The 25630-nt window shown below is 41.3% G+C and carries 31 protein-coding genes; 7 read left to right on the top strand and 24 right to left on the bottom strand.

Features of this window, described 5'->3' with window-relative positions:
* Window positions 1-10: 10 nt before the first annotated feature.
* From EGN73_RS03230 to EGN73_RS03250, 5 genes are all read right to left on the bottom strand, one after another.
* Entirely contained in the window at window positions 11-976 is a 966-nt protein-coding gene (locus tag EGN73_RS03230; protein WP_219287047.1) for a hypothetical protein, read from the bottom strand.
* Complete coding sequence (locus tag EGN73_RS03235) at window positions 969-1976, bottom strand: cytochrome-c peroxidase (protein ID WP_246611452.1); 1008 nt, start codon at window positions 1974-1976, stop codon at window positions 969-971. The genes EGN73_RS03230 and EGN73_RS03235 overlap by 8 nt, the downstream gene beginning before the upstream one ends.
* 60 nt (window positions 1977-2036) lie before the next feature.
* Window positions 2037-2879: an MbnP family protein gene (locus EGN73_RS03240; RefSeq protein WP_246611453.1), complete on the bottom strand. Its 843-nt coding sequence runs from the start codon at window positions 2877-2879 to the stop codon at window positions 2037-2039.
* An 88-nt stretch (window positions 2880-2967) separates the two neighbouring features.
* On the bottom strand, window positions 2968-3354 hold the full coding sequence (locus EGN73_RS03245) for a hypothetical protein (RefSeq protein ID WP_219287048.1): 387 nt from the start codon (window positions 3352-3354) through the stop codon (window positions 2968-2970).
* A 209-nt stretch (window positions 3355-3563) separates the two neighbouring features.
* Window positions 3564-3938 (bottom strand): hypothetical protein, encoded by a 375-nt coding sequence (locus EGN73_RS03250; RefSeq protein WP_219287049.1) that lies wholly within the window; start codon window positions 3936-3938, stop codon window positions 3564-3566.
* A gap of 214 nt (window positions 3939-4152) precedes the next feature.
* Between EGN73_RS03250 and EGN73_RS03255 the strand changes: the two genes are divergently transcribed.
* A complete protein-coding gene (locus EGN73_RS03255) occupies window positions 4153-4494 on the top strand; it encodes an avidin-fold protein (protein ID WP_219287050.1) in 342 nt (113 codons plus the stop codon).
* A gap of 295 nt (window positions 4495-4789) precedes the next feature.
* Here EGN73_RS03255 and EGN73_RS03260 read toward each other — a convergent pair whose 3' ends face one another.
* From EGN73_RS03260 to EGN73_RS03270, 3 genes are all read right to left on the bottom strand, one after another.
* The gene (locus tag EGN73_RS03260) at window positions 4790-5218 is read right to left on the bottom strand and encodes a hypothetical protein (protein WP_219287051.1); all 429 of its coding nucleotides are present in this window, start codon (window positions 5216-5218) and stop codon (window positions 4790-4792) included.
* A gap of 48 nt (window positions 5219-5266) precedes the next feature.
* The gene (locus EGN73_RS03265; RefSeq protein ID WP_246611454.1) at window positions 5267-5584 is read right to left on the bottom strand and encodes a hypothetical protein; all 318 of its coding nucleotides are present in this window, start codon (window positions 5582-5584) and stop codon (window positions 5267-5269) included.
* A gap of 211 nt (window positions 5585-5795) precedes the next feature.
* On the bottom strand, window positions 5796-5969 hold the full coding sequence (locus tag EGN73_RS03270; RefSeq protein WP_219287053.1) for a hypothetical protein: 174 nt from the start codon (window positions 5967-5969) through the stop codon (window positions 5796-5798).
* A gap of 911 nt (window positions 5970-6880) precedes the next feature.
* On the opposite strand from EGN73_RS03270, the gene EGN73_RS03275 reads away from it, so the two are divergent.
* On the top strand, window positions 6881-8359 hold the full coding sequence (locus EGN73_RS03275; RefSeq protein ID WP_219287054.1) for a PAS domain-containing sensor histidine kinase: 1479 nt from the start codon (window positions 6881-6883) through the stop codon (window positions 8357-8359).
* A 2-nt stretch (window positions 8360-8361) separates the two neighbouring features.
* Window positions 8362-8781, top strand: coding sequence for a response regulator (locus tag EGN73_RS03280; protein ID WP_219287055.1), 420 nt, complete (start codon window positions 8362-8364; stop codon window positions 8779-8781).
* Between the two features lie 430 nt (window positions 8782-9211).
* Here EGN73_RS03280 and EGN73_RS22650 read toward each other — a convergent pair whose 3' ends face one another.
* The 16 genes from EGN73_RS22650 to EGN73_RS03355 all read right to left on the bottom strand — a co-directional run bounded on the left by EGN73_RS22650 (window position 9212) and on the right by EGN73_RS03355 (window position 21413).
* Window positions 9212-9334, bottom strand: a complete 123-nt coding sequence (locus EGN73_RS22650) for a hypothetical protein (protein ID WP_281422223.1) — start codon at window positions 9332-9334, stop codon at window positions 9212-9214.
* Between the two features lie 31 nt (window positions 9335-9365).
* A complete protein-coding gene (locus EGN73_RS03285) occupies window positions 9366-9845 on the bottom strand; it encodes a transposase (protein ID WP_246611455.1) in 480 nt (159 codons plus the stop codon).
* A 292-nt stretch (window positions 9846-10137) separates the two neighbouring features.
* The gene (locus EGN73_RS03290; protein WP_246611456.1) at window positions 10138-10929 is read right to left on the bottom strand and encodes a hypothetical protein; all 792 of its coding nucleotides are present in this window, start codon (window positions 10927-10929) and stop codon (window positions 10138-10140) included.
* Window positions 10907-11839, bottom strand: a complete 933-nt coding sequence (traN, locus tag EGN73_RS03295; protein WP_219287056.1) for a conjugative transposon protein TraN — start codon at window positions 11837-11839, stop codon at window positions 10907-10909. Before traN ends, EGN73_RS03290 begins: the two co-directional genes overlap by 23 nt.
* Window positions 11840-11843: 4 nt before the next feature.
* Window positions 11844-13067, bottom strand: a complete 1224-nt coding sequence (gene traM, locus EGN73_RS03300) for a conjugative transposon protein TraM (RefSeq protein WP_219287057.1) — start codon at window positions 13065-13067, stop codon at window positions 11844-11846.
* A gap of 49 nt (window positions 13068-13116) precedes the next feature.
* On the bottom strand, window positions 13117-13464 hold the full coding sequence (locus EGN73_RS03305; protein WP_219287058.1) for a hypothetical protein: 348 nt from the start codon (window positions 13462-13464) through the stop codon (window positions 13117-13119).
* Window positions 13465-13478: 14 nt separating this feature from the next.
* On the bottom strand, window positions 13479-14096 hold the full coding sequence (gene traK / locus EGN73_RS03310) for a conjugative transposon protein TraK (protein WP_219287059.1): 618 nt from the start codon (window positions 14094-14096) through the stop codon (window positions 13479-13481).
* 12 nt (window positions 14097-14108) lie between these two features.
* Complete coding sequence (traJ, locus tag EGN73_RS03315) at window positions 14109-15209, bottom strand: conjugative transposon protein TraJ (protein ID WP_219287060.1); 1101 nt, start codon at window positions 15207-15209, stop codon at window positions 14109-14111.
* Window positions 15206-15835 (bottom strand): TerB family tellurite resistance protein, encoded by a 630-nt coding sequence (locus EGN73_RS03320; protein ID WP_219287061.1) that lies wholly within the window; start codon window positions 15833-15835, stop codon window positions 15206-15208. The genes traJ and EGN73_RS03320 overlap by 4 nt, the downstream gene beginning before the upstream one ends.
* On the bottom strand, window positions 15832-16470 hold the full coding sequence (locus EGN73_RS03325) for a hypothetical protein (protein WP_219287062.1): 639 nt from the start codon (window positions 16468-16470) through the stop codon (window positions 15832-15834). The genes EGN73_RS03320 and EGN73_RS03325 overlap by 4 nt, the downstream gene beginning before the upstream one ends.
* On the bottom strand, window positions 16467-17165 hold the full coding sequence (locus EGN73_RS03330) for a conjugal transfer protein TraI (protein WP_219287063.1): 699 nt from the start codon (window positions 17163-17165) through the stop codon (window positions 16467-16469). The genes EGN73_RS03325 and EGN73_RS03330 overlap by 4 nt, the downstream gene beginning before the upstream one ends.
* Window positions 17162-19639: a TraG family conjugative transposon ATPase gene (locus EGN73_RS03335; RefSeq protein ID WP_219287064.1), complete on the bottom strand. Its 2478-nt coding sequence runs from the start codon at window positions 19637-19639 to the stop codon at window positions 17162-17164. Before EGN73_RS03335 ends, EGN73_RS03330 begins: the two co-directional genes overlap by 4 nt.
* A complete protein-coding gene (locus EGN73_RS03340; RefSeq protein ID WP_219287065.1) occupies window positions 19629-19970 on the bottom strand; it encodes a DUF4133 domain-containing protein in 342 nt (113 codons plus the stop codon). The genes EGN73_RS03335 and EGN73_RS03340 overlap by 11 nt, the downstream gene beginning before the upstream one ends.
* 1 nt (window position 19971) lies before the next feature.
* The gene (locus EGN73_RS03345; protein WP_425515019.1) at window positions 19972-20268 is read right to left on the bottom strand and encodes a DUF4134 domain-containing protein; all 297 of its coding nucleotides are present in this window, start codon (window positions 20266-20268) and stop codon (window positions 19972-19974) included.
* A gap of 12 nt (window positions 20269-20280) precedes the next feature.
* Complete coding sequence (locus tag EGN73_RS03350) at window positions 20281-20604, bottom strand: hypothetical protein (protein WP_219287067.1); 324 nt, start codon at window positions 20602-20604, stop codon at window positions 20281-20283.
* 584 nt (window positions 20605-21188) lie between these two features.
* Window positions 21189-21413 (bottom strand): hypothetical protein, encoded by a 225-nt coding sequence (locus EGN73_RS03355; protein WP_219287068.1) that lies wholly within the window; start codon window positions 21411-21413, stop codon window positions 21189-21191.
* Window positions 21414-21603: 190 nt separating this feature from the next.
* Here EGN73_RS03355 and EGN73_RS03360 point away from each other — a divergent pair, with 190 nt between their 5' ends.
* The 4 genes from EGN73_RS03360 (at window position 21604) to EGN73_RS03375 (ending at window position 25507) form a co-directional block, all read left to right on the top strand.
* Window positions 21604-22992 (top strand): sensor histidine kinase, encoded by a 1389-nt coding sequence (locus EGN73_RS03360; RefSeq protein WP_219287069.1) that lies wholly within the window; start codon window positions 21604-21606, stop codon window positions 22990-22992.
* On the top strand, window positions 22956-23687 hold the full coding sequence (locus EGN73_RS03365; protein WP_219287070.1) for a response regulator transcription factor: 732 nt from the start codon (window positions 22956-22958) through the stop codon (window positions 23685-23687). The genes EGN73_RS03360 and EGN73_RS03365 overlap by 37 nt, the downstream gene beginning before the upstream one ends.
* A 247-nt stretch (window positions 23688-23934) precedes the next feature.
* Window positions 23935-25110 carry a hypothetical protein gene (locus EGN73_RS03370; protein ID WP_219287071.1) on the top strand — a complete coding sequence of 392 codons (1176 nt, stop codon included), beginning with the start codon at window positions 23935-23937 and terminating at the stop codon, window positions 25108-25110.
* Window positions 25111-25366: 256 nt separating this feature from the next.
* Window positions 25367-25507: a cysteine peptidase family C39 domain-containing protein gene (locus EGN73_RS03375; RefSeq protein ID WP_246611457.1), complete on the top strand. Its 141-nt coding sequence runs from the start codon at window positions 25367-25369 to the stop codon at window positions 25505-25507.
* Window positions 25508-25630: the final 123 nt, after the last annotated feature.

Consider the following 25630-nt stretch of genomic DNA (forward strand, 5'->3'; position numbering starts at 1 on the left):
TATATTTTTTTTATTCATTTGAAAAGCTGAATACACTTTTCTTATCAACCTTACCAATAAACGCAATCATAGTCACTGAAAACCTCCCTTTGGATTCAATATGTACATGATCATCACTATTGAAACTTTGGCTGATGGGGAGTTGGTAGTTGGCATGGAGCATCATTTTGCTGAACTGAAGCTGAATTCCGGCTTGTCCAAAAGTATAATGTCCTCCACTGTTGACTTGATAGAAGCCTTCAAAAGTATGCATCCCGGCCTTTTCATGGTATATTCCAAGCATAGGAATGGGAATTACTTTTTCTGCTCTTGGCTTGTAAAATATACTGCCCTGTACATTGTACTGATTGCCAAACCTGTAATCAATGGCATTGGCGGTGTTGAATTTATAAACCCCTTCCACATTGAAACCCCAGCGGTTTTTCATCGTGGTATAGTTTGCCATGGAGATGAAGTCCCAAGACCCACTTCCCAACTGAAAATTTGGATTGATCAACTGAACGGTATTGGAGTATTCAAAATCGGCCAGAGGTGCTTTGAGGCCAGCACCGATCCAAAGATTATGCAGCCATGACTCCATGGGGTTTCCCTTCTGGTCCAATACTTTGTAATTCAACAACATCAACGGATCACCAAATCCGTTCAAGGTTTCATTTTCATGACTTCCTTTCATCTGATTGTACATGTAAGGCAGGACGACATTGAGCTGTAACCTCTCCTTCAATGCCACTCTTCCCATGATATCCAATCGTTGGTAGCGGTCGTTGGAATACTCCAGCTGACCAGCATGCCACATTTCTGCATAGAAATGCGCTTGGGAGTATTTGACGCCTATAAAGTGGGCTTCATTTTGGGGAATGATCCCAAAATTAAATCCTCCCAAAGCACAGCCACAGGCTTCACAGGCTTTGGATTGCTGAGGGAAGAAAAACATCGGGACAAAAAGAATAGCTATTACTTTGAGATATTTAGTCATTGGAATTGAAGAAAATAGGGTTAGTAAGAAATCCAGGATCGGTCAAGGTTTTCAGAAAAGCGATGATCTGTTCCTTTTCCTCAGCATTCAATGAAATGACAGGTTTTCCTGAAGCAAACACCTTCGGGTCAATACTGACCTGTTCTGCCACTCCTTCAGTATAATGGTCCAAGACCTGCTGTAGGGTCTCAAACCTTGCATTGTGCATATAGGGGCTCGTCACTTCAATGTTTCGAAGGGAAGGCACCTTGAACTTGGCCCGGTCCTGTGGTACTTCTGTGACGGTTTCCCTTCCCAGATCTGTAATATTGCGTTGCACGCCATTGTTTCTGTAACTCAGGTCTGTAAACAAGGGCTCTTGATGACAGCTTTCACAGTGTTGTCGAAAGAGCTCGAGGCCTTTTAACTCCAAGGAGTTAAGGGCCTGATGATCACCTTGCACATACCTGTCATACTTGGAGTCAGCAGACAGCATCATTAGCATAAACTGACTCAGGGCATGCAACACATAGGGCCCAGTTACTTCCTCAATGCCAAAGGCATCCTTGAACAAAGCCGGATAATCCGCACTTCTGCTAATCCTCGCCACTACTTCCTCAAAGCTGAGATCCATTTCGATTTCTGATTCAAAGGCCAAAATGGGTGCAAAGTCCAGATGGGTCACTCCACCATCCCAGAAGAACTCCTTTTGGAATGCCAGATTGAATAAAGGAGGTGCATTTCTTTTTCCTTCTCTATCCTCCACACCGAAGCTGAATGGATGCAGCATGATATCCGCAAATGCATGGCTCTGAACATGACAGGAGGAACAGGATATGGAACCATCCCGGGAAAGAGAAGGATCATTAAACAACCTTCTTCCAAGTTTAAACCCTTTTTCATTGACCTGATTATTTCTGAAGGTGTAAGTCGGTTCAGGGAAATGTGCTGGTTTCTCAAACTTGTACGCGTCAACTATAGGATGCTCAGCAACTGATTCACATCCATTTATCACCATCATAATTAACAAGAGTACAGGCCCAAAAAGCCTGACTCTTGTTTTGTAACAGCTAATCATAAATTACTGATGTGTATGATCCACAATAAATGCCCCTGCAAGTCTTTGGGAAAAAGGTTTACCGGCAGCGGGGGAATGGATGTTATTTTCCATCTCAAAATCTGCATCGCCAATGACTTTCAAAAGGTTCATGTGGATGTGTGGAGAGGGACGTAGGCTTTCACTTACCCTGACTGTAGCATCAAAATCCAGTGATATCTCCACATTATTGTCGAAGAACCTTTGTGGGTCTTCGTTTTCAGATGGAATATTTTTCCATCCTCCGATATGCAACCTAACTCTGTTGGTGATATCCCCCTGCACAACCGGTGATGATGGTGAATGACCTTCAAAAAGGTAGTGGATAAATCCGGAATTCCAGTTCCAAAACCATCCACCAGCTGCTCTATCTAAAATACCACCAACAGCACCTTCTTGAATTCCGTCTTCTCTTACACCTAAGGTGAAGGTGATTTTATTGTACTGTCCGGCAGGAACATCCTTCAAATGGATATTATAAGTATCAGGCTCTCCTTGGACTACACGATAGTACCCTTTGATTTGACTCGCATCTGCTGTAGCATTCATCTCATCCACGAATACTTCCCCATTTGGTCCGGAAAGCTTTACATGGCTGATGTAATAGCCAAATCTTGTGATGTTGAATTCTTGACCTTTGGCAGTCGTATATCGGTAATTGGTACTTCCCAATTCATCCAGGATCATGGTTTGGTTACCTACATAATTGTCGAATTTGACAATCATCTCTCCCTTTTCATTGATGGTCGGGTTTTCTGATTCCTGACATGAGAATAGAACTACAACAAACAGCAATAGCATTGAATAGATATTATTGAAAACTTTCATTTTGAATTTGATTTTTAATTTTTGAAAATGTGGTTGAACAGGCCATACCTGTTCCACAAAGTGTCCGGAATGACAGTTTGCGGGAATTCTATAATAAAAAGCTTGCTGTTGCCGGTGGCCTGCACAGGACCCTAAGGTAGCTTTGATAGGCCCTGTTTTTCAAAAACCCAACATGATCAAAGTCGGCTGCAAGGCAAAGCCTTGGAAGCTCAAGATCTAGGGAAAAAAGTGTAAACAAATTAAAATCAGAACGAAAATCCATCCAGCTGGATTCCTGATCCTGAGTTGCTTGGTCCAGCTGCTTATTTAGAAAGCACTGCCCATTACATTGGGACATGGGAATGTCCTTATTTTCACAAAACATCTCCGTAATAAACGAGCGGTTCAGCTGAAAATTGACACAAATAACCGAATAGACCATACTGTTGAGTATGATCATCCAAGCCATACTGATGACAAAAAGACTGCGTACCATGGATTTTCCTAAACTGAACTAGTCAGTAGCGGCTTACAAATAATTTATGATGATGGGACATCCCGGGGCATCGCCAGGATCAAATGAAGGTGAAAAATGGTTGTCGTGCGGAAACCTAAATTCCAAACAAGCTCACTGATTTTTTAAAAGGATAAAAACCAGAGAACCGAAACTTAGAATTAAGGTCAATCAGACCAAACAACCCAAGCTCACATCTGTGGAGGAATATCAATTGAACTTATAAAATTGCTGCAAACAGGTTCAGAAAATTGTTCTGAAAAAGTAATATCAAAAGCTGCCATAGGTCCTGACAATTCCCAATCAGCTTGGAAAGCTATAAACTGGCCAAAGTCAAGGGAAAAGGAATGCTGACTATTCTGCTCCTGCTTTTCCCTCTCGGCTTTCAGTTGTTGGGCAAGGTAGCATTTGCCGTCGCATTTTAGCTCGGGCTTAGTTTTGTTGATACAAAAATTCTCAATAATAGTTGCTTTGTTTAGCTCATAGGATCCTTGGATGAGGGAATACACCATTCCGTTCAATACCAAAAGTGCTGCCATGGCTATATAGAGCAAGCTTTTCAACATAGAGGCAAATGTAGGGCACAGAAGAATATTAAACAAACAGGTTTGAAATTGAATTTTTTAGCTCCTCTTTTACAGCTTCTTCTTTGTTTGAATGATTTCATCAGGGCAAAGCAGTAGAGGAGTTCTAAAACAAGCAGTTGTAAAATCCAATCATTCAAGCAATGTAATTCATAGATCTGAAAAAACAGGTATCAAAAAGGGGCTTCAAAAAACCATGAACTACAACAACAAAACATTCAAAGCTGTTGAAAACAGCAAAAACGGTGAATCATCCGCGTCTACTATTTTTCATTATCGCCAGGATGGCAAAATGATCAGCGCTGAATATGAAGGAGGGGAAATAGTCAAAGGACATATTTTAGGAAAGGTGGATGAAGCAGGAAATATAGATATGGTCTATCAGCATATCAATGTAGATGGGGCAATCCGCACGGGTAAATGCAGGTCTAGTCCATACTTTACCGAGGATGGCAGACTGCGCTTAAAAGAAGTCTGGCAATGGACCAATGGAGACCTATCAACTGGTATGTCAGAAATTGAGGAGGTTCAAAGCTAAATTAATCAATAAATCAAATTAGAAAGGTAAAGCCCCAGATATACCAAACTGGCAGGGATCAGAATCTTAAAGAAAGTTATGATAGGAGCAATCAGATAAGTCAACCAAAGTTATTTCCCCCTAAACTCCAACATTTGCTCTATCCTTGTATTGGAGTACTGCTCAGCCAGATGAAAATAAAGAACATCTTCAGTTAGAAGAATTCCATCAATATACAAGGCTAAAACGGATCCTAATACTATCAGATATAAAATAATTTCATTTTAAAACATTTAAAAGAAATTCTTGAAATAATCTATTTGCAGCTTTCATTGACAAACACCCTCCCATTCTTTGCTATTTCCCCATCAGGAAAAATAGTTTTCAGATATAATTCACAATCAGAATGAGACTCAATGAAATATTTATAAGTAGCCAAAACTTCTAAATCATTTATGATTAAAGTATCCTTATCAATATACCAAAGACCTATTTTGTCAATAATTTTTTCGTTTTTTAAATCTTTAAAATGTAAAGTATCACTCTTAAATTCCAGAAAAACATTTTCCATATAAAGGTTATACATTTGAAAACCTCTTATTTGGTCTTCATTGCTAAGTTCCTGAAAACTTTTAGACCAGATTATATTTTCAAAAGTTTCAAATTTTTCTAAAATCCATTTTCCTTCCAAAATAGGACCCAAAACCAAAATGAAAGACCCTATTAAAATAATTACTTTAGTCATACTTTATTTATTTATGATTTCAAAATATTCTATAAAATGAATTTGCATTTAATCGAAATCCATCAATTCTTCTCTTTTAAACATTTTTCTCCTTTTAAAAGGAATTCCATCTCTTGGATTTATAAGTTTAAAGTGGAGCTCAGCATGATCAACTCTTGTAATCAAATATTTCTGAACACTCATTTTTTCTAATTGACCGATCACCAAGGTGTCACCATCTGTCCACCAAAGCCCTTTTAACTCAATTATTTCATTATTCTTGTAATCTGTAAACGTTACTGTATCTTTTTCAAAATGATAAAATGACCCGTCGAGAACTTTGGAAAAGGTCTCAGCCAACGATTTTTTTGTTTCTTCATCTTCCATTCGAAACCTGTTGGAGGTAAGAATACTTTCCATTGTTTCATTACGGTACATTTTCCATTTCCCGATTAAAAGGTCATCGTTGAAAGAAAAAAAAAGGAAAATGCAAATTATTTGGATTGGATTCATAAAGCACCTGAGGTTTTAATAATTTTGTTCTTTGAAAATTGAAAAAAACAAAGGCTGATTCTAAGAACAGCCTTTATAACTACATTCATTGCATTGGGGGGTTATGATCGGGACAGTTTGCTTCATAAGAATCAATTAGGAGTTCATACAACTCATTACTACCCTGAAATCCACCACCACTTAGCAACAACCAAGCTGTGTCACAGTAATCCGATCCACCGACCAGATTCTCCATTTTTTCCATGTCTAATCTTTCCATGATTTTTAAAATTTAAATGTGAATGAAACTAAGAAAATAAAGATTATGATCAAATATTGTTAGGCATTGATAACTTTACACTTACCGTAAATTGTACTATTCTTATAGTCATTCCCCAAAGAATATTCTAAACCTTTCGTTTCTCCCCCTCTAAGTGTAGTCAAACGTTGAATACTAGGGCTGGGTGTAGTTTGAAACTACTCCCTTTTATCCTTTCCAATTTGCAATTGGACTATTCAATTAGACGCTTAATTTGAAAGGGAATTCCCGATAAATCGAATTACAAATTCATTTTGATAGAAAGGCGTAGTTACAAACTACGCCTAGTACCAAAGCCAAACTTCACCCAGACGGGGTATCCGCTTGATTGCACGTAGCCATTTATTGTTTTGAACCTGTTCTATCTGCTAAATCCTGATCAGAAGTTGATTATGAAGCTACTTTTTCTCCCGATACGGGACAGGCTTTAATGAAAAAGTAGCCAAAAAATCAAGAATTTCGAATTCCTGAAAAAATCGGGACAGGTTCTATCCGCAATCAAGGCCTGCGCTGGTCTCCCGTATGTACGGGAAAATTCATCCCACCCTCCAAGGTCTCATTTTACAGTTAATGGTGAAGTTGAAGGTTTGGTTCTTAAGGTTCAACGTGCAAAGATCCGTATACTCATAATAATCAATTTTTAATTCGAAATAATTTGAAAATTTTTGGTGAAAGCTAAGAGTCATAATTCCACCTATTTTTATCATTATAATCATTTTAATAAAAAAATTAACATTTTACATAATATCTCCACAGTATAAACTTTTTCAAGAGAAATTTTCTTTGGTTTTTGAATTTCATGATTTTTATCAGTTTATTTTATGCGGGTTCCTATTAAATTAATCACGGAATCCAAAATTCCCTAGCACACTATGAAGTTCAGCCACCTGTTTCAGGATGTTTTCTATAAATATCCAGATGCTATTATTGCAGTTAATCAAGAAGGGACTATAATCCTTGAAAATAGAATGACTCCTGTTTTATTCGGATACGAACCAGGAGAGTTAATTGGACATAATATTGAAGTACTTTTACCAGAATACATCAAGGGTAAGCACCATAGGTATTTAGAAAAGTATAGCCATAATCCAAAGCCCAGGGAGATGTCAACCAATCGCTCACTGACCGCTGTGAAAAAGACTGGGGAGGAATTCTATGTTGCAATTAGTCTGGATAGTTTTGTTAAAAAGGATCAAACGTTTTTTTTGGCCACAATCAGGGATATCAGCGAGTATGTTAATACGAACAAACAATTAGAAGCTACTCTTTTTCAACTCAGAAAAATTCTCCAAACCAGTAAAATGGGAACTTGGGAGCTGGATCATGTCAGTGGAGAATTGTTTTGGTCAGATGAGGTTTTCCGTATTTTCGGGGTAGATCAAAACCGGTTTGTACCGAATGAAAAGACCTTTTACCAGTTGATACATAAGGATGACCGACAAATGGTTTGCGATGCTTACTATAATTCACTGAAAAATAAAATTCCTTATAATATTGTCCATAGGATAATCCTTTCAAACGGTGAAATTAAATACCTGCGGGAAAGATGCGAAACCAAATTTGATGATAAGGGAAGCCCTGTTAAATCTTGGGGCTCTGTACAGGATGTGAGTGAGGAACAAATACAAAAAGTTCAGCTCAAAGGCTACCTTAAGAAGATGGAAATTAAAAATCAGGAATTGGAGGAGTATACCTTCATTGCCGCCCATGACCTTCAGGAGCCTATCAATACGATTTTAGGTGTTTGCAGTATCCTTAAAGAAGAGCTTAAAACCGAAAAAATAGAAAACCCTGAAATCCCAAATTATCTTGATTTTGTGGTTGAGTCAAGCCTTCGGCTTAAAACACTCATCAAGGGAGTAATGGATACTGCCCGTCTGGGGAAGTTCAAAAAGTTTGAGGAAATCAATCTAAATCAATTATTGGAAAAAGTACGCAAAGACCTTTACATCAGACTCAAAGAAAGCCATACCGAATTGTCCTATCCAATTCTTCCTCACATCAGAGGTAATTTTATGGAGATCAAATTGCTTTTTCAGAACCTGATTTCCAATTCGATAAAATTTAAAAAGAAAGATGAGGCTCCAAGCATTAAAATTAATTTTAATGATCAAGGTAATGGATGGATGTTTTGGATTGAAGATAATGGAATTGGTATAGACCCCCGTTATAAAGATAAGTTGTTCAGACTGTTCAAAAGACTTCATACTATTGATGACTATGAAGGAACAGGACTGGGTTTGGCTCAATGCAAAAAAATTGTTGAATTACACAATGGTGAAATTTGGTTCGAATCGGAGGTAGGTAAAGGCACGGTTTTTTATTTCACTATTAGCAAAATATTGGTTTGAAAATGGAAAAAAGGATCAGGGAAGTTATTTTGATAGATGACGATCATGTTTTGAACAAGGTGAATACTTGGATATTCAGGAAATTAGGATTTTCCCATGAGATTACCTCCCTCGGCAATGGTGATGAAGCCCTTCTGTATGTCAGTGAGATTTACAACTCAATTAAAATTTCCACTAAGCAGGAGAAGCATATTCTAATTTTACTTGACCTTAACATGCCGATTATGACAGGGTGGGAATTTATTGAAAAGTTTAAATCTTTTGATGAGTCATTTAAAAATCTTTTTAAGATCATTATTTTGACTTCTTCATACAATCCAGATGATATAGAACTTTCTAATCAATATGAAGAGATTGTAGGGTTTGAGAATAAACCGCTTTCTTTAGAAGGGTTAAAAGTAATTATGGAAAGGTATTTTTAATTATCCCGTTACAAAACTGACTTTCAATTTGTCTATATAAATTTCCATATTTTCAGTATTTGAAAAACCGATGCCCCCTCTAAGTGTAGTCAAACGTTGAATACTAGGGCTGGGTGTAGTTTGAAACTACTCCCTTTTATCCTTTCCAATTTGCAATTGGACTATTCAATTAGACGCTTAATTTGAAAGGGAATTCCCGATAAATCGAATTACAAATTCATTTTGATAGAAAGGCGTAGTTACAAACTACGCCTAGTACCAAAGCCAAACTTCACCCAGACGGGGTGTAGTATAGACTTTCGGTGGTGGCTGGGTGTAGTTTGCCCACCCTACACCTGGCCCAAGGCTAAAATGATCTAAAGAGATCATTTATTAACGCCTTGTCCTACCCTTTTATCCTAACCAATTTGTAATTGGAAACCAACCAAAACTACCAATAATCCACTTCAATCAAACTCTTTAGTCCTGAATAGTTTCTGGCACTGGAATAAAGGTATTCTTCGGCGTTTTCGACCCAGCCCGCCCTGACCGGATTTTCATGAATATAGTTCATCCTACTCTCAATCATCTCCGGCCTGAATAGTTCAATCGCATGATTTTAATCTGTTTATAATTTGATTGTCAAAGGTCAGATTGAATCTCGCAAAAGAATCATCCTGTCTTGTGATAATTTCGTCAGGCTCGATTTCATGTGTCCAATACTGCATCTCCCCAGATCTCTTGTTAAATTTTGCATGATATGAAAAAATAATCTTCAACCATTCCTTTCTGCTCTCCTGTGGATTTTCCAATACCATTTTGAGCAATTTCTTACTTGTAAACTTCTTGAAATCACGTACCCATCCAGACAAATTCCCATCCTTTTGTTGCACTACCAAATGGATGTGATTGGTCATGATGACATATCCGAACAAGTAAAGTCCTTTTTCCTTTCTGCAATAAGCTAGGTTTTCAAGAATAAAATCCCTGTAAACTTTCCTCGAAAAAACATCAGCCCAACCCGCCACTTGGAAAGTTAAAAAATACAGCAATTCTTGGTCTCTGATCTGATAGGCTTCTCCCATAACTAAAAGTACTTATTGAAAAATAGAATTACAAATTCCAAAAATAAGAAGGTAGGGACGAGCGTCAAGAATAGCTTCAGTGAAGCTATTTAGTGAGTCTCCAGAATGCAGGGTGGGCAATCTACAACTAGGCCCCCGCAAATCTTCACCCAGCTGGGAAATTCATACTATTCACTTTTATCTCTAGACCTTATTAAATGATAACGGAAAGTTAAAGCTAAATATTGGTTCAAAAAAAACACCTCCCCATTAGAAAGGTGCTTTTTACTTTGATCCGAAATACTTATACGGGTCAAATTCTCTTTCCCTTAGAAGCCTTGGGCACCTGGGGTGTTTCGGGTATCATACGGGCTTTTTTTTTGGATTCATCCGGCTCTTTGACCGCATTGTCCAGTGTAAGCTCATTGGTTTTCACCGTCCTCATCTGTGAATCATACACGTTGACAGACTTGAACTTGGGGTTGGCCTCCACATACATGAGTTCCTCTTTCCCGTCCTTTTGCATGGTGACGGGATATTGGTTGCCTTTTTGAACCGCTTTCAAAAGCCAATCTGCTTTGTTGGGATCAAAGGCCTCTTTGATGGGCAGGTTCTCCAGTACCTTTTTGACATCATAGCCATAATTCTCATGGTACTGCTCCATTTTGAAGTTGCCGTTCTGTTCCTTTACGCCCAGGTCCAGCTGCAGCCAGGCTTTGTAAGGCTCCTTTTCTGCATTGAGCAGGTTTTTCATTACTGCCCTGCCTTCCATTAGGTTGAAGGCCTCCTTGACCGTCACTCCCTGATTGGCATAGAAGGTATGGGTTTTGGGTTCAATGGAGGCATTGGCATTGGACAGGCTGACATCGTATTTGTTGAAGAAATAGCGGTCAGAGACAGCTGATTTTCCGAAATGCAGCTGCATGTCCATGTTTCTGCCTTCCACTTCCATTTTGAGGGGGAGGGTAAAGTTCTCCTCCCCTGCTTTGAGCTTCTTTTCCAGCTGGGTTCCCAGGCTTTCATCGAAGCCTGAGTACTTGAGCCTTTCTTTGAGGTAATCCAGATTTTCCTGATTCATGGTGTTAGTGTATATTAAGTTGAACATTGGCAGGCTTTCTTGCTTTGAGCAGGTGCTTACCTTTAATTTTTAATGTGATATTCCTGTCACCCATACTTTCGGCAAATCCTATATGCAGGTACTTGTCATCTGCAATGGTGAATTCAGGATATACCAATACCAGCTCCATGGGCCCCTTTAAGCCATCTGCATCTTGTTCATGACAGACTTTGACCGGAGTCTTTTCAATCTCCCTGACGCTGGTACGCTTCGCCAGTTTCTTATCCTGAACCCTGGAGATAGCCAAGATGGGATCAAATGGAATATTGGACCTGTTTTTAAGCTGCATCCTGAAGTACATCAGACCGTTCTGGGCATAGATGCTCCTGAGCATCAGCTTCAGCCCCAAATGCTTGTGCTTTTTGCGTATAAAAGACCTTTCCGACTTCAGGGCTTCCGCCACTGCTTCTATTTCATGGGATTTGGGAAAGCCCTTGGCCAAACGTTGAAAAGATACCTTATCCCCTTCCTGTATGTTGATGGATGTTTCTTCGGGAGTATCATGGTAGCTTACTTCGAAATAAAATATGGCCCCATCTGCAGTCATGACATGGAGGTTCGTTCCCGGAAAATGTCTTTGACCTGCTTTTAGCTTGAGAACATTATGGGCAACCGCATCCTTTTGGGCCATAAGGGCTTTGCTTCCCCTGTCCACACTCATGATTTCAAAAGGAAAGATGAGCACGGTAGTTTTATCCCATCCCACCTGGAGAGAAGAGCCGGAAATGATAACCTTTTGGTAGATCCCGATTTCCGGACTCCTCCCCTGCGCCAGGCTTGAGTGGCTGTAACATGCCAATAAGAATAAGAGCATGAGCAGTGACCATACCGGCCACCTTTTGGGAGAGGTACAGACTGCAGAATCACTGCACTGGAAAATATTGATTTCAGCTGTCATGGCTTCAGGATTTGTCGACCAATAGAACCGGGTGCCCTGCCTTGACATTCACCTTGACCAACCTGGCTTTTTTGGACAGAAAGCCACGGGCTGTTTCCACTCCCATACTGGCCAATTGGGTTTCCAGGGTAAATCCTGGCTGTACAGGATTGTAGCCTGAAATCCCTGTATTGACCCCTTCTTTGGCCGCATCCCTTGATATGGCTCCGGGAATAAATACTCCTGGCAAGGCATCCAGACCAAAGACTTCCATATCCACAGGCAGCAGATAATTGTCCTTGCGCAATTGGGAAACCTTGACCAAAAGCCTTTCTCCCGATAGCCGGCAGGTCCCCGAGAGCTCATCCCCTGCGCCAAAAAGCATCCCGTTGATTATCAGGTCCTCTTCAAGCCGAAGCTTGACAGAGGCACCTGTCACCAGCTCTTTGTCTTCTGCTATGATGGCCTGAAAAGCAGGCCTTAATTCCAGTTCCATTGAGGAGACCGTATTCAGGTCATAAAAACCATTGGACTCAATAGGTACAAAAGCCTTTTCTATATCACTCTCAAAAATCCCGATGTCAGGTCTCACTTCAGGCAAAGGAGGTCTTTGGGCACTTTTTACTTCAAAAACACGAGCTTTTTCCATACCGCCCTCTTCCCTGCTTTCCGAAACCATTTCAGGGTATTGTAGCAGCAGGATTTTATCAATCAGGCCCTCCAGGTGTTCCATTTCAGGATCCGGAGCTTTCTGGGACTGGGTAATATTACCCAATAGTTTTTCCAGCTTTTCCACCTCGGGATTCAGTGGAGATTCCGGCTCTCTAAGCGTCTTTTTCCTTTCCTGAGCAGGAATATTTTTGGGCATAGCCGGCTCTTCTATCAGCTTGGTGATTTCTTTGAGGTTATCGGCTATGGCCAACTGTTTTCTCTCCAGGCCAATGGGCATGCCTTCAGCTTCTGGTTCTTGAATCTCTCTTTCCGGAACCTTATCAAAATAGGGATCCAACCGTCTCTGTTCTTTGAGCTTTTTTTCTTCCTGCTCGGCCACCTGATATATTTCCATTTTGCCTGCTTCAGCCTGTGTATTGATTGCCTGTGGCAATTCGGTATTGAGTCCGCTTGGACTTTCAGCAGCTACGAGCTCCATCCCTCCGCTTTTGTAAAGCAGGAACAACAGCAAGGGCACTATGCCCAGGGGCAACAACATGTAAAATATTGCCTGTCTTTTCTTTTTGAGATCTTTCATGGTTTTGATGTTTAAAGTGAATGGTTGATTTATAGTGGTATTGTGGTTTTCAGTCTTCAAATATTTCTAAAGGAAATGACAGCCTATTTTCCCGAACCGTATCCGATGGAGCAAGCACAGGTATTTGAATATGATTCAAAGGCTCCTCCCCCCTTCTTTCAGTCCAAAGTCCGGAAATAAGCATGAAGCAATAAGCCATTGCCAGAAATCCCCATACATACCGCCTGATCGGTTTTGGAAGTTTTTGTTCCTGCTGTCCGAGAAAATACCCCAGTCTTTTGGCATTTCTTTCCATGCCCAAATAGATGATGGATCCTGAAGGGAGCAGCTCCACCCCTAGCAACCTGATACTTCCTGGACACCCGGTAAGGGATATTGAATCATGTTCAGTTTTCATGACAGATCATTTTTCTATCTCTTGATGACTTCCAGGTCCAGGTTCTCTATGGTCTTCCAGTTCTGGATCAGGAAGCCATGGGGGTTGTTGTCCGATTTCTGTACTTCTCTCAGCCGTCCTTCAGTGATCAGGCTCCGGATCACGATGGAGCTGCTCCGCTCAATTCTCTGTTTGCCGAAATAGCTGAAATGATAGGGATAGACAGAGGTATCCAGCACTACGCTGTCGGGAATCAGCTCCTGATGTATATTGGATGCCACCAACTGGCTGTAGTATCCCTTTTCCCGCAGGTTGTCTATGGTTTCCTTTGCGGACCTATCGGCCAGGTACAGGGCTTTTTCCAGTTGTCTGTTGATGGCTTTTTCATCCGGTGATAAGGAAAAGAAATGGTAGTGAAACATCCTGACATGATCTCTCAGCTCCACATCCAAAAAAGCTGCCCTTGGGGAAGCCTGGGCTTCGAGAAGCTTGTCCCACGCAAGCACATATACTTTGGAGGAGGATTCTTCTGCTGATTGCCTTACGGTCCATACCGCGTAAAGCATCAGCAAAAAGGAAAGGCCCAATGATGCAAAGGAGAGCCTTTTGACATATTGGAATGCGGTTTCAAGGTGTTGTAATTGTTTGAACATGGTTTAGGCAGGTTATGAAGATGAAGAAGAGTTGAACCGCATGTATTTGGCAGCCATGGCCGGAGATGAGGTCAGTAGGTTGCTGCTTCTGTGTAGGAGTGTATCCCTACCTCCCACGCTGACGATGTAATTGGCCACCGAAGGCACCGTAAAGTATCCTATGATGGCGATGATCAAGAAAACCAGATAGGCTATATCAGTGGAAGAAAAATAGGTTCTTCCCGATGCGGCAATCTGATCCATATCCATGAGGAGCATATTTTCCTGGATCTTGGCGATGATGGCTCCGAATATGTTGGCAATGGGCAGCCACATGAACACATTGATATAGCGGGCAAACCAGGTGTACAAAGTATGTTGGAAACCGTCGAATACGGCCAGTCCAAGAACAATGGGCCCCAGTATCCCCAGCACGATGAGGTAGAAAATACGTATGGTATTGATGGCCAAAGCAGCTGCCTGATAGAGCAGTTGGAGGATTTCGGAAAGTATCCTTTTCACATACTGCTGCATGTTGAAGGTAGCCATCTGGCTTAAGAACTTGAAAGCATTCCAGCTGTCAGAAGCCAGGCTTTCCCCCGGCACCCTATCCGGATCTTCGTATTTGAGCCAGAGTTCTGCATTGCCCAGGCTCTCGGGACTTACGGCAAATACCTCTGCATATTTCCCGCTCTCCAGGGCCTTTTGTTTTTCATCCAGCATGAGCTGTATGGCAGCATGTGAATCTCTAGTCAGTATCCCTGTCACCTGCGTGATCGGATCCAGTATACCGTTCATGATATTGAGCAGGGTGGGAAAGAATAGAATTGCCAATCCTATCCCGAAGGGCCTGAGCAGTGGATAAAACTCCACAGCCTCTGCATTGGCAATGTGCTTCCACACCCGGGAAGAGATATACAGCAATGCCGCCACCCCTGCAATGGCCCTTCCCACAGAAGTCAGACCGGAAGCCAAGGGAATCATTTCCCTGTAAAGGTTTTCCAATACTCCCTGCAACCCTGATGTTTCATTGCCCAGGCTTTGGGCCATCAGCATACCTCCCGGCATGAGCATCAAAGCCATGAAAGTAAATGCCTTCTTTTTCCTTATTTCCATCCCGGCTACCTTTCTCATGGCCTTGCAAACTGAAGTGAAACGGAAACCTGATGCTGCTCCTGCCTCTTCAGGCCTGCTATGCCTGCAAAGACCAGATCGGCCTGGGTGTAGGCTGAAAATAGCCTGCTCATGGCCCTGTGTATCCCATCAATAGCAGCAAGCCTTTGGTCATCGGACATGGAGAGCCTTCCTGCGGTAAGTATGAGACCTAATTCCTGAAGGTTGGAAATGCTCCTGTCCATCAGCCTGCCGTAATACCTTTGCATGTAAGCCAGTTCATTGGGGCCAAAGCTTCCGGACTGCCTGAAGTAATTCAGGGACTGGCCGGAGAGTCTGATCACCCTGAGCTGCATATCAATGATCTCCCTTATCCTGTAGTAATTCCTTACCTGTGGACTGACTTCCAGCAGGGCATCAAAGAAAGTCCTGTGCAGGGAAAAATTACCCTGACTCAGGTCCCTTACACCGGTATATCCTTTGGATAGGATGTTATAGCCATCTTCCATTGTGGTAAGGATACTTCTCAGTTGGTTGAGCTTGTCAACATTGAGGAGCAGCTGTTGGATTTCATGCTCCTGGGCTTTTGCCGAAAAGCCGGTAAAGCACATCTGAAAACAGAGGCAAATGGCTAACAATCGTTTCATGGATATAAGGTTTTGCTTTGATCAATTGCTGTAGATTCTATCATCCTATGTTGCAGGATTCCCTCATGGATCAGTACCAGTCTTCTCAGGTCTTTTTCCATTTCTGTTAAAGCCCGAAACAGCGCTGTCAGCCTTTCCAATCTTTCTGCATCATCCATTTCGAGCTCCCCTTTGGAGAGCAGTATTTCTGCTTGGGAATTCTTTTGTTGCAGTACTCTGCTGATGCCTGAGTGAAGCTGCATCATCCCCTGCTGTAAGCGGATGGGAATGCCGGACCTGTTGATTATTCTCCGAACTGCAGCACTTAAGTTTTCAAGCTGATCGAGTTGGGCTTTGATTTCTGATTCCAGGCGTTCATGTTCACTTGGGGGAAGGGCTTCAAAATCTTTATAATGGGCAGTATGCAGTCCAAACTCTACTTGCAGGTCTTCATTGATCAGACCCAGTCCAAAGCCCTTTTCACTGTATCCTTTTCTTATCGTTCCGTTCAATACCCGCAGGGCTGCATTCTGGGAGACGAGGTATTCAATCTGGGTCTTTTGCTGCATAAACCACTCTTTGAGGTTCTGCCCTTCAACAGACTGATTGACAATCAGGTAAAGCACTATGAATACAATTAACTTGACGGGGTTCATGGCAGTAACTTTTTAAATGACTTCCCTTGCTGAAGCTGGGATTTGCGCATACTATGTAAGCCGGTCAGCTGGGCATTAACCCTTCTGGTATCGGCCAGGAGCAAGGCCGTATTGTCACGGATTTCCTCCATTTTTCTGATCCTCTGCCCATCCTCCATTTTGAGGCTATAGTCTTTCATGAGCGTGGAAAGCTGCTGTACATTTTCCAGGGAATGGGATAAAATCCTCCCATACATCCTTTGGATTTCCAGTAGCTCTGCGGCCACAAAAAGCGGCTCGGCATTGAGAAACTGCCAGGTCAACATGTACTCTTCCACCAGTGCTTTTTGCAGTTCCACTGTCTCTTTGGCCATCTGCATATCCTGCAAAAGTGACCTCACTTTCCAGAGGCTTTCATAGTAATCCGAGTACAGTTCCTGCTGTCTTTGTGTCCAGTTCTGTATTTCTTCCAGGCGGAGTTTGGACAGGGTATTTTCTATTACTTTCTGTGCATTCTGGAGCCAGATGACTTCATTCTGTCTGCGTTGGATCTGCAGGTCTACGGCAATGATCACCCGCTTCACTCCTGCTTTGATGATCTCTGAAATTGGATCAGAAGTGGCATTGGCATTTCCAATGCCCACACAGGCCGAGAGTAAGAGGCATGTGATAAATTTCAGGACCTTCCTTCCAACCTTTCTGAACAAAGGCTTCATCGCTTTAGGGTTTTGAGTTCCTCTGCCATCTGTACAATGGCCCGCTGTCTGTCTCCTGAATACCTTTTGGTGAGCATGTCCAGTCTGGACCGCTCCTTTTCTTCTGTGGTATAGGTCAGGTATTCTTCCGTACTGACCTCAGTACGGTACACCTTCCCTACCGGTCCAAGACCTATAAATACTTCCTTGTAGCGGTATTTGGGATCATTGGCCTTGTTGATGGAAAGGACCTGCATTTTCTCCCTATCGGTCAATCCCAGGAGATCCTGAATGTGGTGGAACTTGTTCTGGTACTTGGATTGGTCCAGCAGGATTTTGCAGTCGGAATTGTTGATGATGGCATCTTTGACCACAGGGGAAGAGATGATGTCATCCACCTCCTGGGTCACCACTACTGCTTCTCCGAAGAACTTCCTCACAGTCTTGAAGAGGTATTTGATGTATTCGGCCATGCCTTCTTTGGCGATGGCCTTCCAGGCTTCCTCTATCAGGATCATTTTCCTGATCCCTTTGAGCTGCCTCATTTTGGAGATAAAGATTTCCATGATGATGAGGGTCACTACAGGAAACAGGATGGGATGATCCTTGATGTTATCCAGTTCAAAGACGATCAGAGGCTGGTCCAGGAGATCCAGGTTTTCTGTGGCATTGAGCAGGTAGTCAAACTCACCTGATCTATAGAAAGGCCTGAGCACATACAGAAAGTTATTGAGGTCAAATTCCCTTTGACTGACCTTCAGTTCCTCCAGCTCAAGGGAGAAGTCTGCCACCAAGAACTCATAGAAAGTATTGAAGCAGGGAAACAGATCAGGCTTTGCTTCCAAATAGGCATAATAGGATTTCAGGGCATTGGAGATGGCCACATATTCACTTCTGGTAAAGGTCTCATCATCTTTTTTCCAAAGGGCAAGCAACAAGGTTTTGAGACTTTCCTTCTTTTCGGTGTCCAGCTTGCCCTCTCTCAATACAAAGGGATTGAAGCTGATGGGATGGTCCTCTTCATAGGTGAAATAGTAGCCTTTGAGCAGTTCGCACAATCCCCGGTAGGAATGCCCCACATCCACCAAAACCACATGGGCACCATGCTCCACATAGCTTCTGACCATATGGTTGGTAAAGAAACTCTTTCCTGATCCCGATGGTCCCAGTACAAACTTGTTGCGGTTGGTAATCCATCCCCGCTGCATGGGCTCATCAGAGATGTCCACCAGAATGGGTTTCCCGTACAGCCTGTCCCCCAGCCTCAGACCGAATGTTCCCGGGGAGCTGTGGTAAGCCCCTTCGGAATTGATCAGGCAGGCGGCTATATCCGCAAAACAGTCGAAGGTTTCATTGACAGGCAAGGCCGCTTCATTTCCCGGAATACCTGCCCAGTAGAGCTGTGCAGCTCCATGGGTTTCCAGTTTGGGAATGATGTTCATTTTGGTGAGCGCGGCGGCTGTCATGTTCTGAAGTTCCCGCTTTCCCTCTCCCCAGCAGATCAGGTTAAAATGGGCCTTTACGGGAGTTCTTCCTTCCGATATGGCCTCATTGAGGTAATCCTGCATGGCATCTGCGGCAATGGCATTTTCCCTGCTGTAGGCTGACAATGACTGAAAGCGCAGTCTTCTGGACTCCAGGTTTTTTAAAACCTTGTTTTTGTCTTCTGCTACGATAAACTGATTGTAAATATGGTTGCAGGGCAAAAGATGGGATATGGGAGCTGTCAGCCCCAGAGTGAAAGCACTCCTATCACTTGAATAAGGTTCAAACTCTTCGGCAACAGGGAAGAGGTTGGGCAGGTCATTGACATCTGCCAGACTGAATACTAGCGGCTCCTGTTCCCCTATTTTCAGCTCAGGATGGAAAGCAACATCCGACAGCAGTCCTTTGGAGGTATTTCCGTTCAGCAGGATATACTGTTCCAAAAGACCTGCTGCACCCAGGTGTCCTGTATAGTCTTCAGAAAACAGCTTTTTGACCTGGATGCCGGACTCTGCCAGTACTGCTTCGCACTGTCCCAACAGTGCGTGGAATTTCTCATAGACCCCATCTGAAAGCAGTTCGGGATCAGGCAGGGAACTGCGCAGGAGGTTGGATAATGCTGAATTGCCTAGGGGTTTGCCCTGATTTCTTCTGCACAAAAACAGGTAGGTATCATGGGAGAGGTATTCCCTTTCATGAAAGAAGAGCTTGCTTTTGTTTTCCAGAAAGCCGGCGGTAAACTCATCCAGCTCTTCTTTATGGCTGTTGTCCACCTGCCTTTTCAGGAACCTGTCCTGCTTGTGCAGGATGTATCCTTCTGGCAGGAGCCGGATCAATTTGGTCCAGGTGGCATGGAGGTTTTCCAGTTGCTTTTCCCCTTGGGTAAATATTTCGGGGAAGCTCAGTTTGAATCCAGCAGTGATTTCTCCTCCATAGGAGAGCAATATCCCATCTTCCAATCTGTAGATGGGAAAGAGTTCATCCAGGTCTTTAATCTTATTATTGAACATGATTCAACTTGTTTAAAGTCTTCAACCTTTTCACAAATACCCTATCCCGAAAGCGGATCACCCTTGGCAGGCGCTTTCTTGCCGAGAGCTTCATCAGGCCATTTTCTCCATAAGTTTTGTTCATCTCCATGATTTTCCATGCCCCGAAAGCTCCGGGGGCTCCTATCAGGATCAGGCTAAGGATAAAATTCAGACCTACCAGGTACATTAGGACTAGGGTGAAGAGCATGGACAGGAGCAACACACCCATATAGAGAATATACTGGGCTTTGAGGCCCTGAAACTCCATGGGTGCATTTACTCCTTTGTTGATTTTAAATGTCCTACCCATATTATCCGAAGAAAGAAGATAGTACGGTAGCTACGACTACGAGGAACACGCAGCTGCCGAACCAGGCTGCTGCCACCTTTCCGGTATCGGGTTCACCGGAATTCCATTTGTTGAACACTTTCACGGCTCCTACCAGGCCGACTATGGCGCCTATGGCATACATCAAGCTGACGCCTGACTGGAAATAAGACCTCACTTGAGTGGTGGCAGCCGAGATACCGGCATTGCCGTCCTGTGCTGTTGCCGTCAGGGAAAGCAAGAGCAGGGCTGTGAGGATCAGGGGAATTTTAAACTGCATTTTTTGCATGGCTTAAGAATTAAGTTTAGTGGATTTGTAATTGGTTTCGAGTTCTTTGATGATGCCTCTGTAGGGTTCCTGCAGCAGTACCGGGAAGGCTTTGAGGGGTTTGTGTTTATTCATGAGGTAATCCCTATAGGCAGCAAATGCCTCTATGAGCCTAGGAGAACTACTATCCACAGTCAAATCATCGCCCACTTTGGAAGGACTTTTCACCTTTCCGAAGGTCTTATTCAGCTTATCTCTGTAAAAGCTGAGGAGAATTAGCCCATAGTAGATCAATAAGAAGAGGCCCAGGGCCAGCCAGAAATAAGGGGAGGAAAGGTCTACCATCATTATGTTTGTTAGTATGACCCAAATCTGAAAAATCCATATCCATAAAATTCACCCTCTTGACCCAAGTCAGGTGAAAAAAACCAGTAAAAAAAAACAGCCCAAAAAGGGCTGTTGGGTAAGGTTCCTAGTAAGATAATATGTATATCCGCAATTAGACCACAACCAATTTAAATAAGAACCCTGATCCATCCGATACTAATAGATATTAGAAATTCATGGTTAACTTGTCCCGGTTATCGGGATTGGCTTGATATCATAGGTTTTTCCACTATTTAGGGCGTGCTGAAAAACGCCAACAGGAGAATAAATGCTTTAAATTTTGATGAATACCCCGTTTGTCAAGTATTTTCTTTTTAAGCAGGTGCACGCTTATTCAATGATATAAATGATTTCCGTGCTCCTTAAAATTTCAAAATTCGAAATTTTAAGGCTAGTCTCAGGCATACTATCTTCTTCATTGGGCTCACTCGAAGTATAAGCATACATCTTCATTCGCCCGCTTTGAATCTGGCATACCTGAGACTTTTTCAGCAAGCCCTATTTAGGTTCTACTGGCAAGAAAGCGGATAATCAAGAAGATAACCTTACAACTGTGCACAGATGGCTCTTGCAGCTGCCAATGCACCCGAACAGGTACTTGCTCCTACAGTTACTTCATACCCATTTCCGCAATCCAATGTAACTTCACAAAAGTCCCTTGTGGTATCACAATCCGGACAATCCTCCAGAGATGACTCCCCAGAACTCAAGCTTAGTGAACAAAGGGTGAATACAAACCCTGCCAAGATAATTTTTACTGATTTACGCATAGTTTAAAATATTAATAGTTGAACATAATTGAATAAAATTCAAGACAGCAATACACTTACTGTCAAACACTTCTGGTAAATTCTGAATTATACACTGTATTTTTTCAAGAAAAGTGTTAAGTAGTATTAACTCCTTAGTAAAATGTGCAGAATTGCACTTATATTTAATAGAACCTTTAGTTTGAAAGCTATGAAATACAATAATCTCCTATTGATCATCAGCCTTTCAGTAATTTTTGCTGTAAGCCTTCAGGTTTACAGGATAGTCCAAAACTATCATTTCCAAAAGGCAAGGGTTGCTGTCGATCTTCAGAATAATTTGAACCAGACCACTGATTTATACTTTCAGGAGTTGGGAAAGAAAGATGTTATAGGGGTAAAGTTCACCGCTAAAGAGGATCCGTTACAAGAAGATTTGTCGATAGGTTTAAGCAAGGTTGTGGACTTGGATACATTGTTCAAAAAGGAAAAGAAAGGAATAAATCCAGTACTAGCTGAAAAAGTTTTAAATCCAGAAGAAATAAGGTATGTAAAGGTTTCCAGCAGTAAATCAAAATCCATAAAAGCCACCATTATAAGGGACACTTTGGATCAGCAGTTATTTGAAAAGCTCTTTGTCAGGGAGTTAAAGCCCTATAATCACAGCATCGATTATGAGATTATCCATATCAATGAAAACCTTGAGCCGCAGGAATTGGACCAAATAGCAAGCTACCCGGAAAACCAGGTACTTGAAGCCAAGTCGGCCTTTATCCCCAAGGGGCAGCGGATTTTCCTCCAATATACCAACCATCCCAAAGCTTTAATTGCAAGGGGCATATTCGATATCAGCATCTCTTTGGTATTTATTGCTTTGATTGTATTTGCATTTATGATGCTTTTCAGGTCACTCAAAACCCAGAAGGAAATTGACGAAGGGCAACAGGAGTTTGTACAATTTATCAGCCATAGCCTTAAAGGCTCGCTTTCTAAAGGGGTTTTTTCCGTAGATTATTTAGAAAGCCAGATCAAATCAAAAGAGGCCAAAAGTCTGGATTTGAAGACCTTCGAAATTCTCAAAAGGAATCTTGGTTACCTGAACAATATCTGTGACAGAATACTGAATATTTCCACTTTGACCCACAATGAAAAGCCGCTGACCAAGACCTCTTTTGATCTTTTGGTTCTGATAAAGGAATGCATTCCTGACAAACCCGGTGAATATGGAAAAGATTTTTCCATAGAGACAGAGCATGATGAGGTACAGATCATTGCTGATAAAACTTTTTTAAGGGAAACATTTTCCATCCTTTTGGACAATGCCATAAAATATGGAGGGGACATTATCAAAATTGTGGTTGAGCAAAAAGAAGCTATTCTTATTTCTTTTATGGATAACGGGCCCGGAGTACCCAGGAAATTCCGGAAAAAGATTTTTGACAAATACCATAGAGGCATTCTCCAGAAGAATGAAAGCCTGAAGGGAAGTGGATTGGGTTTGTTCTACGCCAAATCCATTATAGAATTACATAAAGGTAAAATTCAACTTAAATTTTCAGAACCATGGACAATCTTTCAGATCAAAATTCCCCGGAAATAAAAAAGAAAATACTGATAGCAGAGGATGATGAGGAAATGGCCTACATGATGCAAAACGCCTTAAAAGACCTCGGCCATGAGGTAAAGGTAGTCTATGATGGTGCCGCTGCCATACATGAGTACACTATCAATCCCCCCGACCTGATTATCCTGGATATCATTATGGAAAAAGCCAGCGGTTTGGAAGTTGCGGCGCATATACGAAGCAATGACAAACTAACTCCGATTTTTCTACATTCTGCAAAAACGAGTTCTGAGGATGTACTGGAAGGCTTGAGTATTGGGGTGGATGACTATTTAAGAAAACCGACAAATATCGAGGAGCTTAAGCTAAAGGTCCGAAACTTTCTGAAAAAGCCTCAACCGAAATATAATAAAGGTTGGTACAGGCTCGGTGATCTTGAAATCAACTTCTATGAATCAAAAGTAAGGTGTAAGAATAAGGAAACAATCCTACAAGAAATGATAAAAGATGTTTTATGGGAATTGTATACCAATATGCACGAGGTATATCCTACCCGGATAATGATCAACAAAATATGGGGGGCCTACAACAATCAGAATGAAGGGAATTTAAGGGTTGTGATTTCAAAGCTGAAAGAAGTGTTGAAAATGGATCCCAAATGCCAAATCGTGAATTCAAGGGCTAAGGGATACCGGTTGATCACCGTTTCAAAACAAAAGGAGCTGAGCTGATTTACCCAGCTCTACGCTCCAATATTTCCCAGCCCTGATTTTGGCGGAACCTTAAATTCCCCATTAGACTAAGGTTATAGGTTCGGATTTTTTTAATTACTATCCGCACCTATTAATTTTATTGTTACTTGCTTAAATTATATCAAATAAACATCATCATTCGAGGGTATTATGAAGCTTTAGCTTTGAATTTCAAGTCTATTAAAAATATGTTAATTATATAGAAATCCCTTTTAATTTTAATTCTATGTTCAGAGTCCTTCATTTAACAAAGTATTTGAAATCAAGAAAATCACATGCAATTATAGCTGTATTCACTATGTTTATCACCTCTCCTTTTATTGTATACTCCCAAATTATATTGCAAAAAAAGGGAGAGTTTAAAATCAATTCCCTTTCCCCCATTGAAATCCTTGACTACCATTCGGAAACTCAATATTTTTTAGGATATACCAGAACTCTTGATGGCCTCAATTTATGCCTTGTTAATGGTGATGGAGAGATAATTATTCAAAAAAAGTTGGTTGGTGAAGGCCCAGATCGGGTAAAAACTTCCATAAATTGTGTTGCATTTTCGGAGGAAGGAGAAGTTTGGGTACAGTCACCTTCTGAAATAGTATTATTAGATCAAAACCTTAATATTAAAACACGGACTAAGTACCAATCAGGGACAAACATTCAAATATATGGGAGAATAGAATATTTGGAGTACTATTATCCACAAAATTCTTTTTCAAAATTCACTTTTTCTACTATTCCGAATGGAACTAGTGCATATTTGGATGGAAGGGATTTTAGGAACAGTCATTTGATTGAATTTCTTGACTTTGAACATGAAAAGCTATTTGAAATTGGACCAGTGTCAGATAGAGGTAATTTTAAGCTCCTTGATAAATCCATAGGTTCAATTTATTTCCCCATTTTTACAATAGACAGAGTAAATAAAAAACTTTTTTTAACTACTTCATTAGATGATGAAATCACAATATATGACTTAAAAAGCCAGAAACTGGAGTCTAGAATTAAAATTAATCATTATGAATTTAAAATACTTAACAGTGGCCGTATTGCTTTATCAAGGTTACCCTCTTACAATAATAGGATAAATTTAGGTGCAAGGAACCATAAGATTTTTAGTTTAGAGGATGGTTTGATGCTGCTGGAATATATTCAGGAAATACCTTCTGGGATTTATGAACAGAAAAAAGCCTTAGATAGCGAATACCATCATTTTAAAGATCCGTACTATCACAAGCTGATCTTATTTAACGAAAACAAACAATTATCTGAAGATATTCCAATGCCCAACAATGGTAAATTGATGATCAGTATGCCTAAAAACCAACTTTTGTTTCAAATAATCGATCCAGAGGTGGAGGAAGATTTTATCAGGTATGAAATATTTGAAATTGTAAATGAATGAATTGGTTGATTACGATTCTTATTATTAATTAATGTGTATCCGCAATTAGACCAACAACCAATTTAAAGAGGGTTTTGAATCAACCCCATATTTATAGATACCAGTCTGCCTGCAGGCAAGTTGGATCCGTCTCAAACAAGTTATTCATTGATATTAGCTTGAAATCAAAAGTTTATTCTTTTGTGAAGATTCCACTGGTAAGAAAGCGGACAATCATATATTAATTTATTGTGCTGTGGGTTAATTATCGATTTAAATGAATTTAAAAACTAAATTCCCCTTCTACAAACAACACGACTCCAAAGACTGTGGCCCCAGCTGCCTGCGCATCATAGCGAAGCACTATGGAAAGCTTATTTCCTTGAAAGAAATCCGGGAAATATCAGAAACAAGGTAGAGTACAGATTTAAAGGGAAAAACATAAAGACAAGTAAACTAATCTCGATCATGAAATATATCACTAAGATGTTGTTTTTCATTTTAATTTTCCAATTTCAAAATTGTGGAAATAAAGATTATC

Source organism: Arthrospiribacter ruber (assembly GCF_019343195.1).
In the GTDB taxonomy this organism is placed as follows: domain Bacteria; phylum Bacteroidota; class Bacteroidia; order Cytophagales; family Cyclobacteriaceae; genus Arthrospiribacter; species Arthrospiribacter ruber.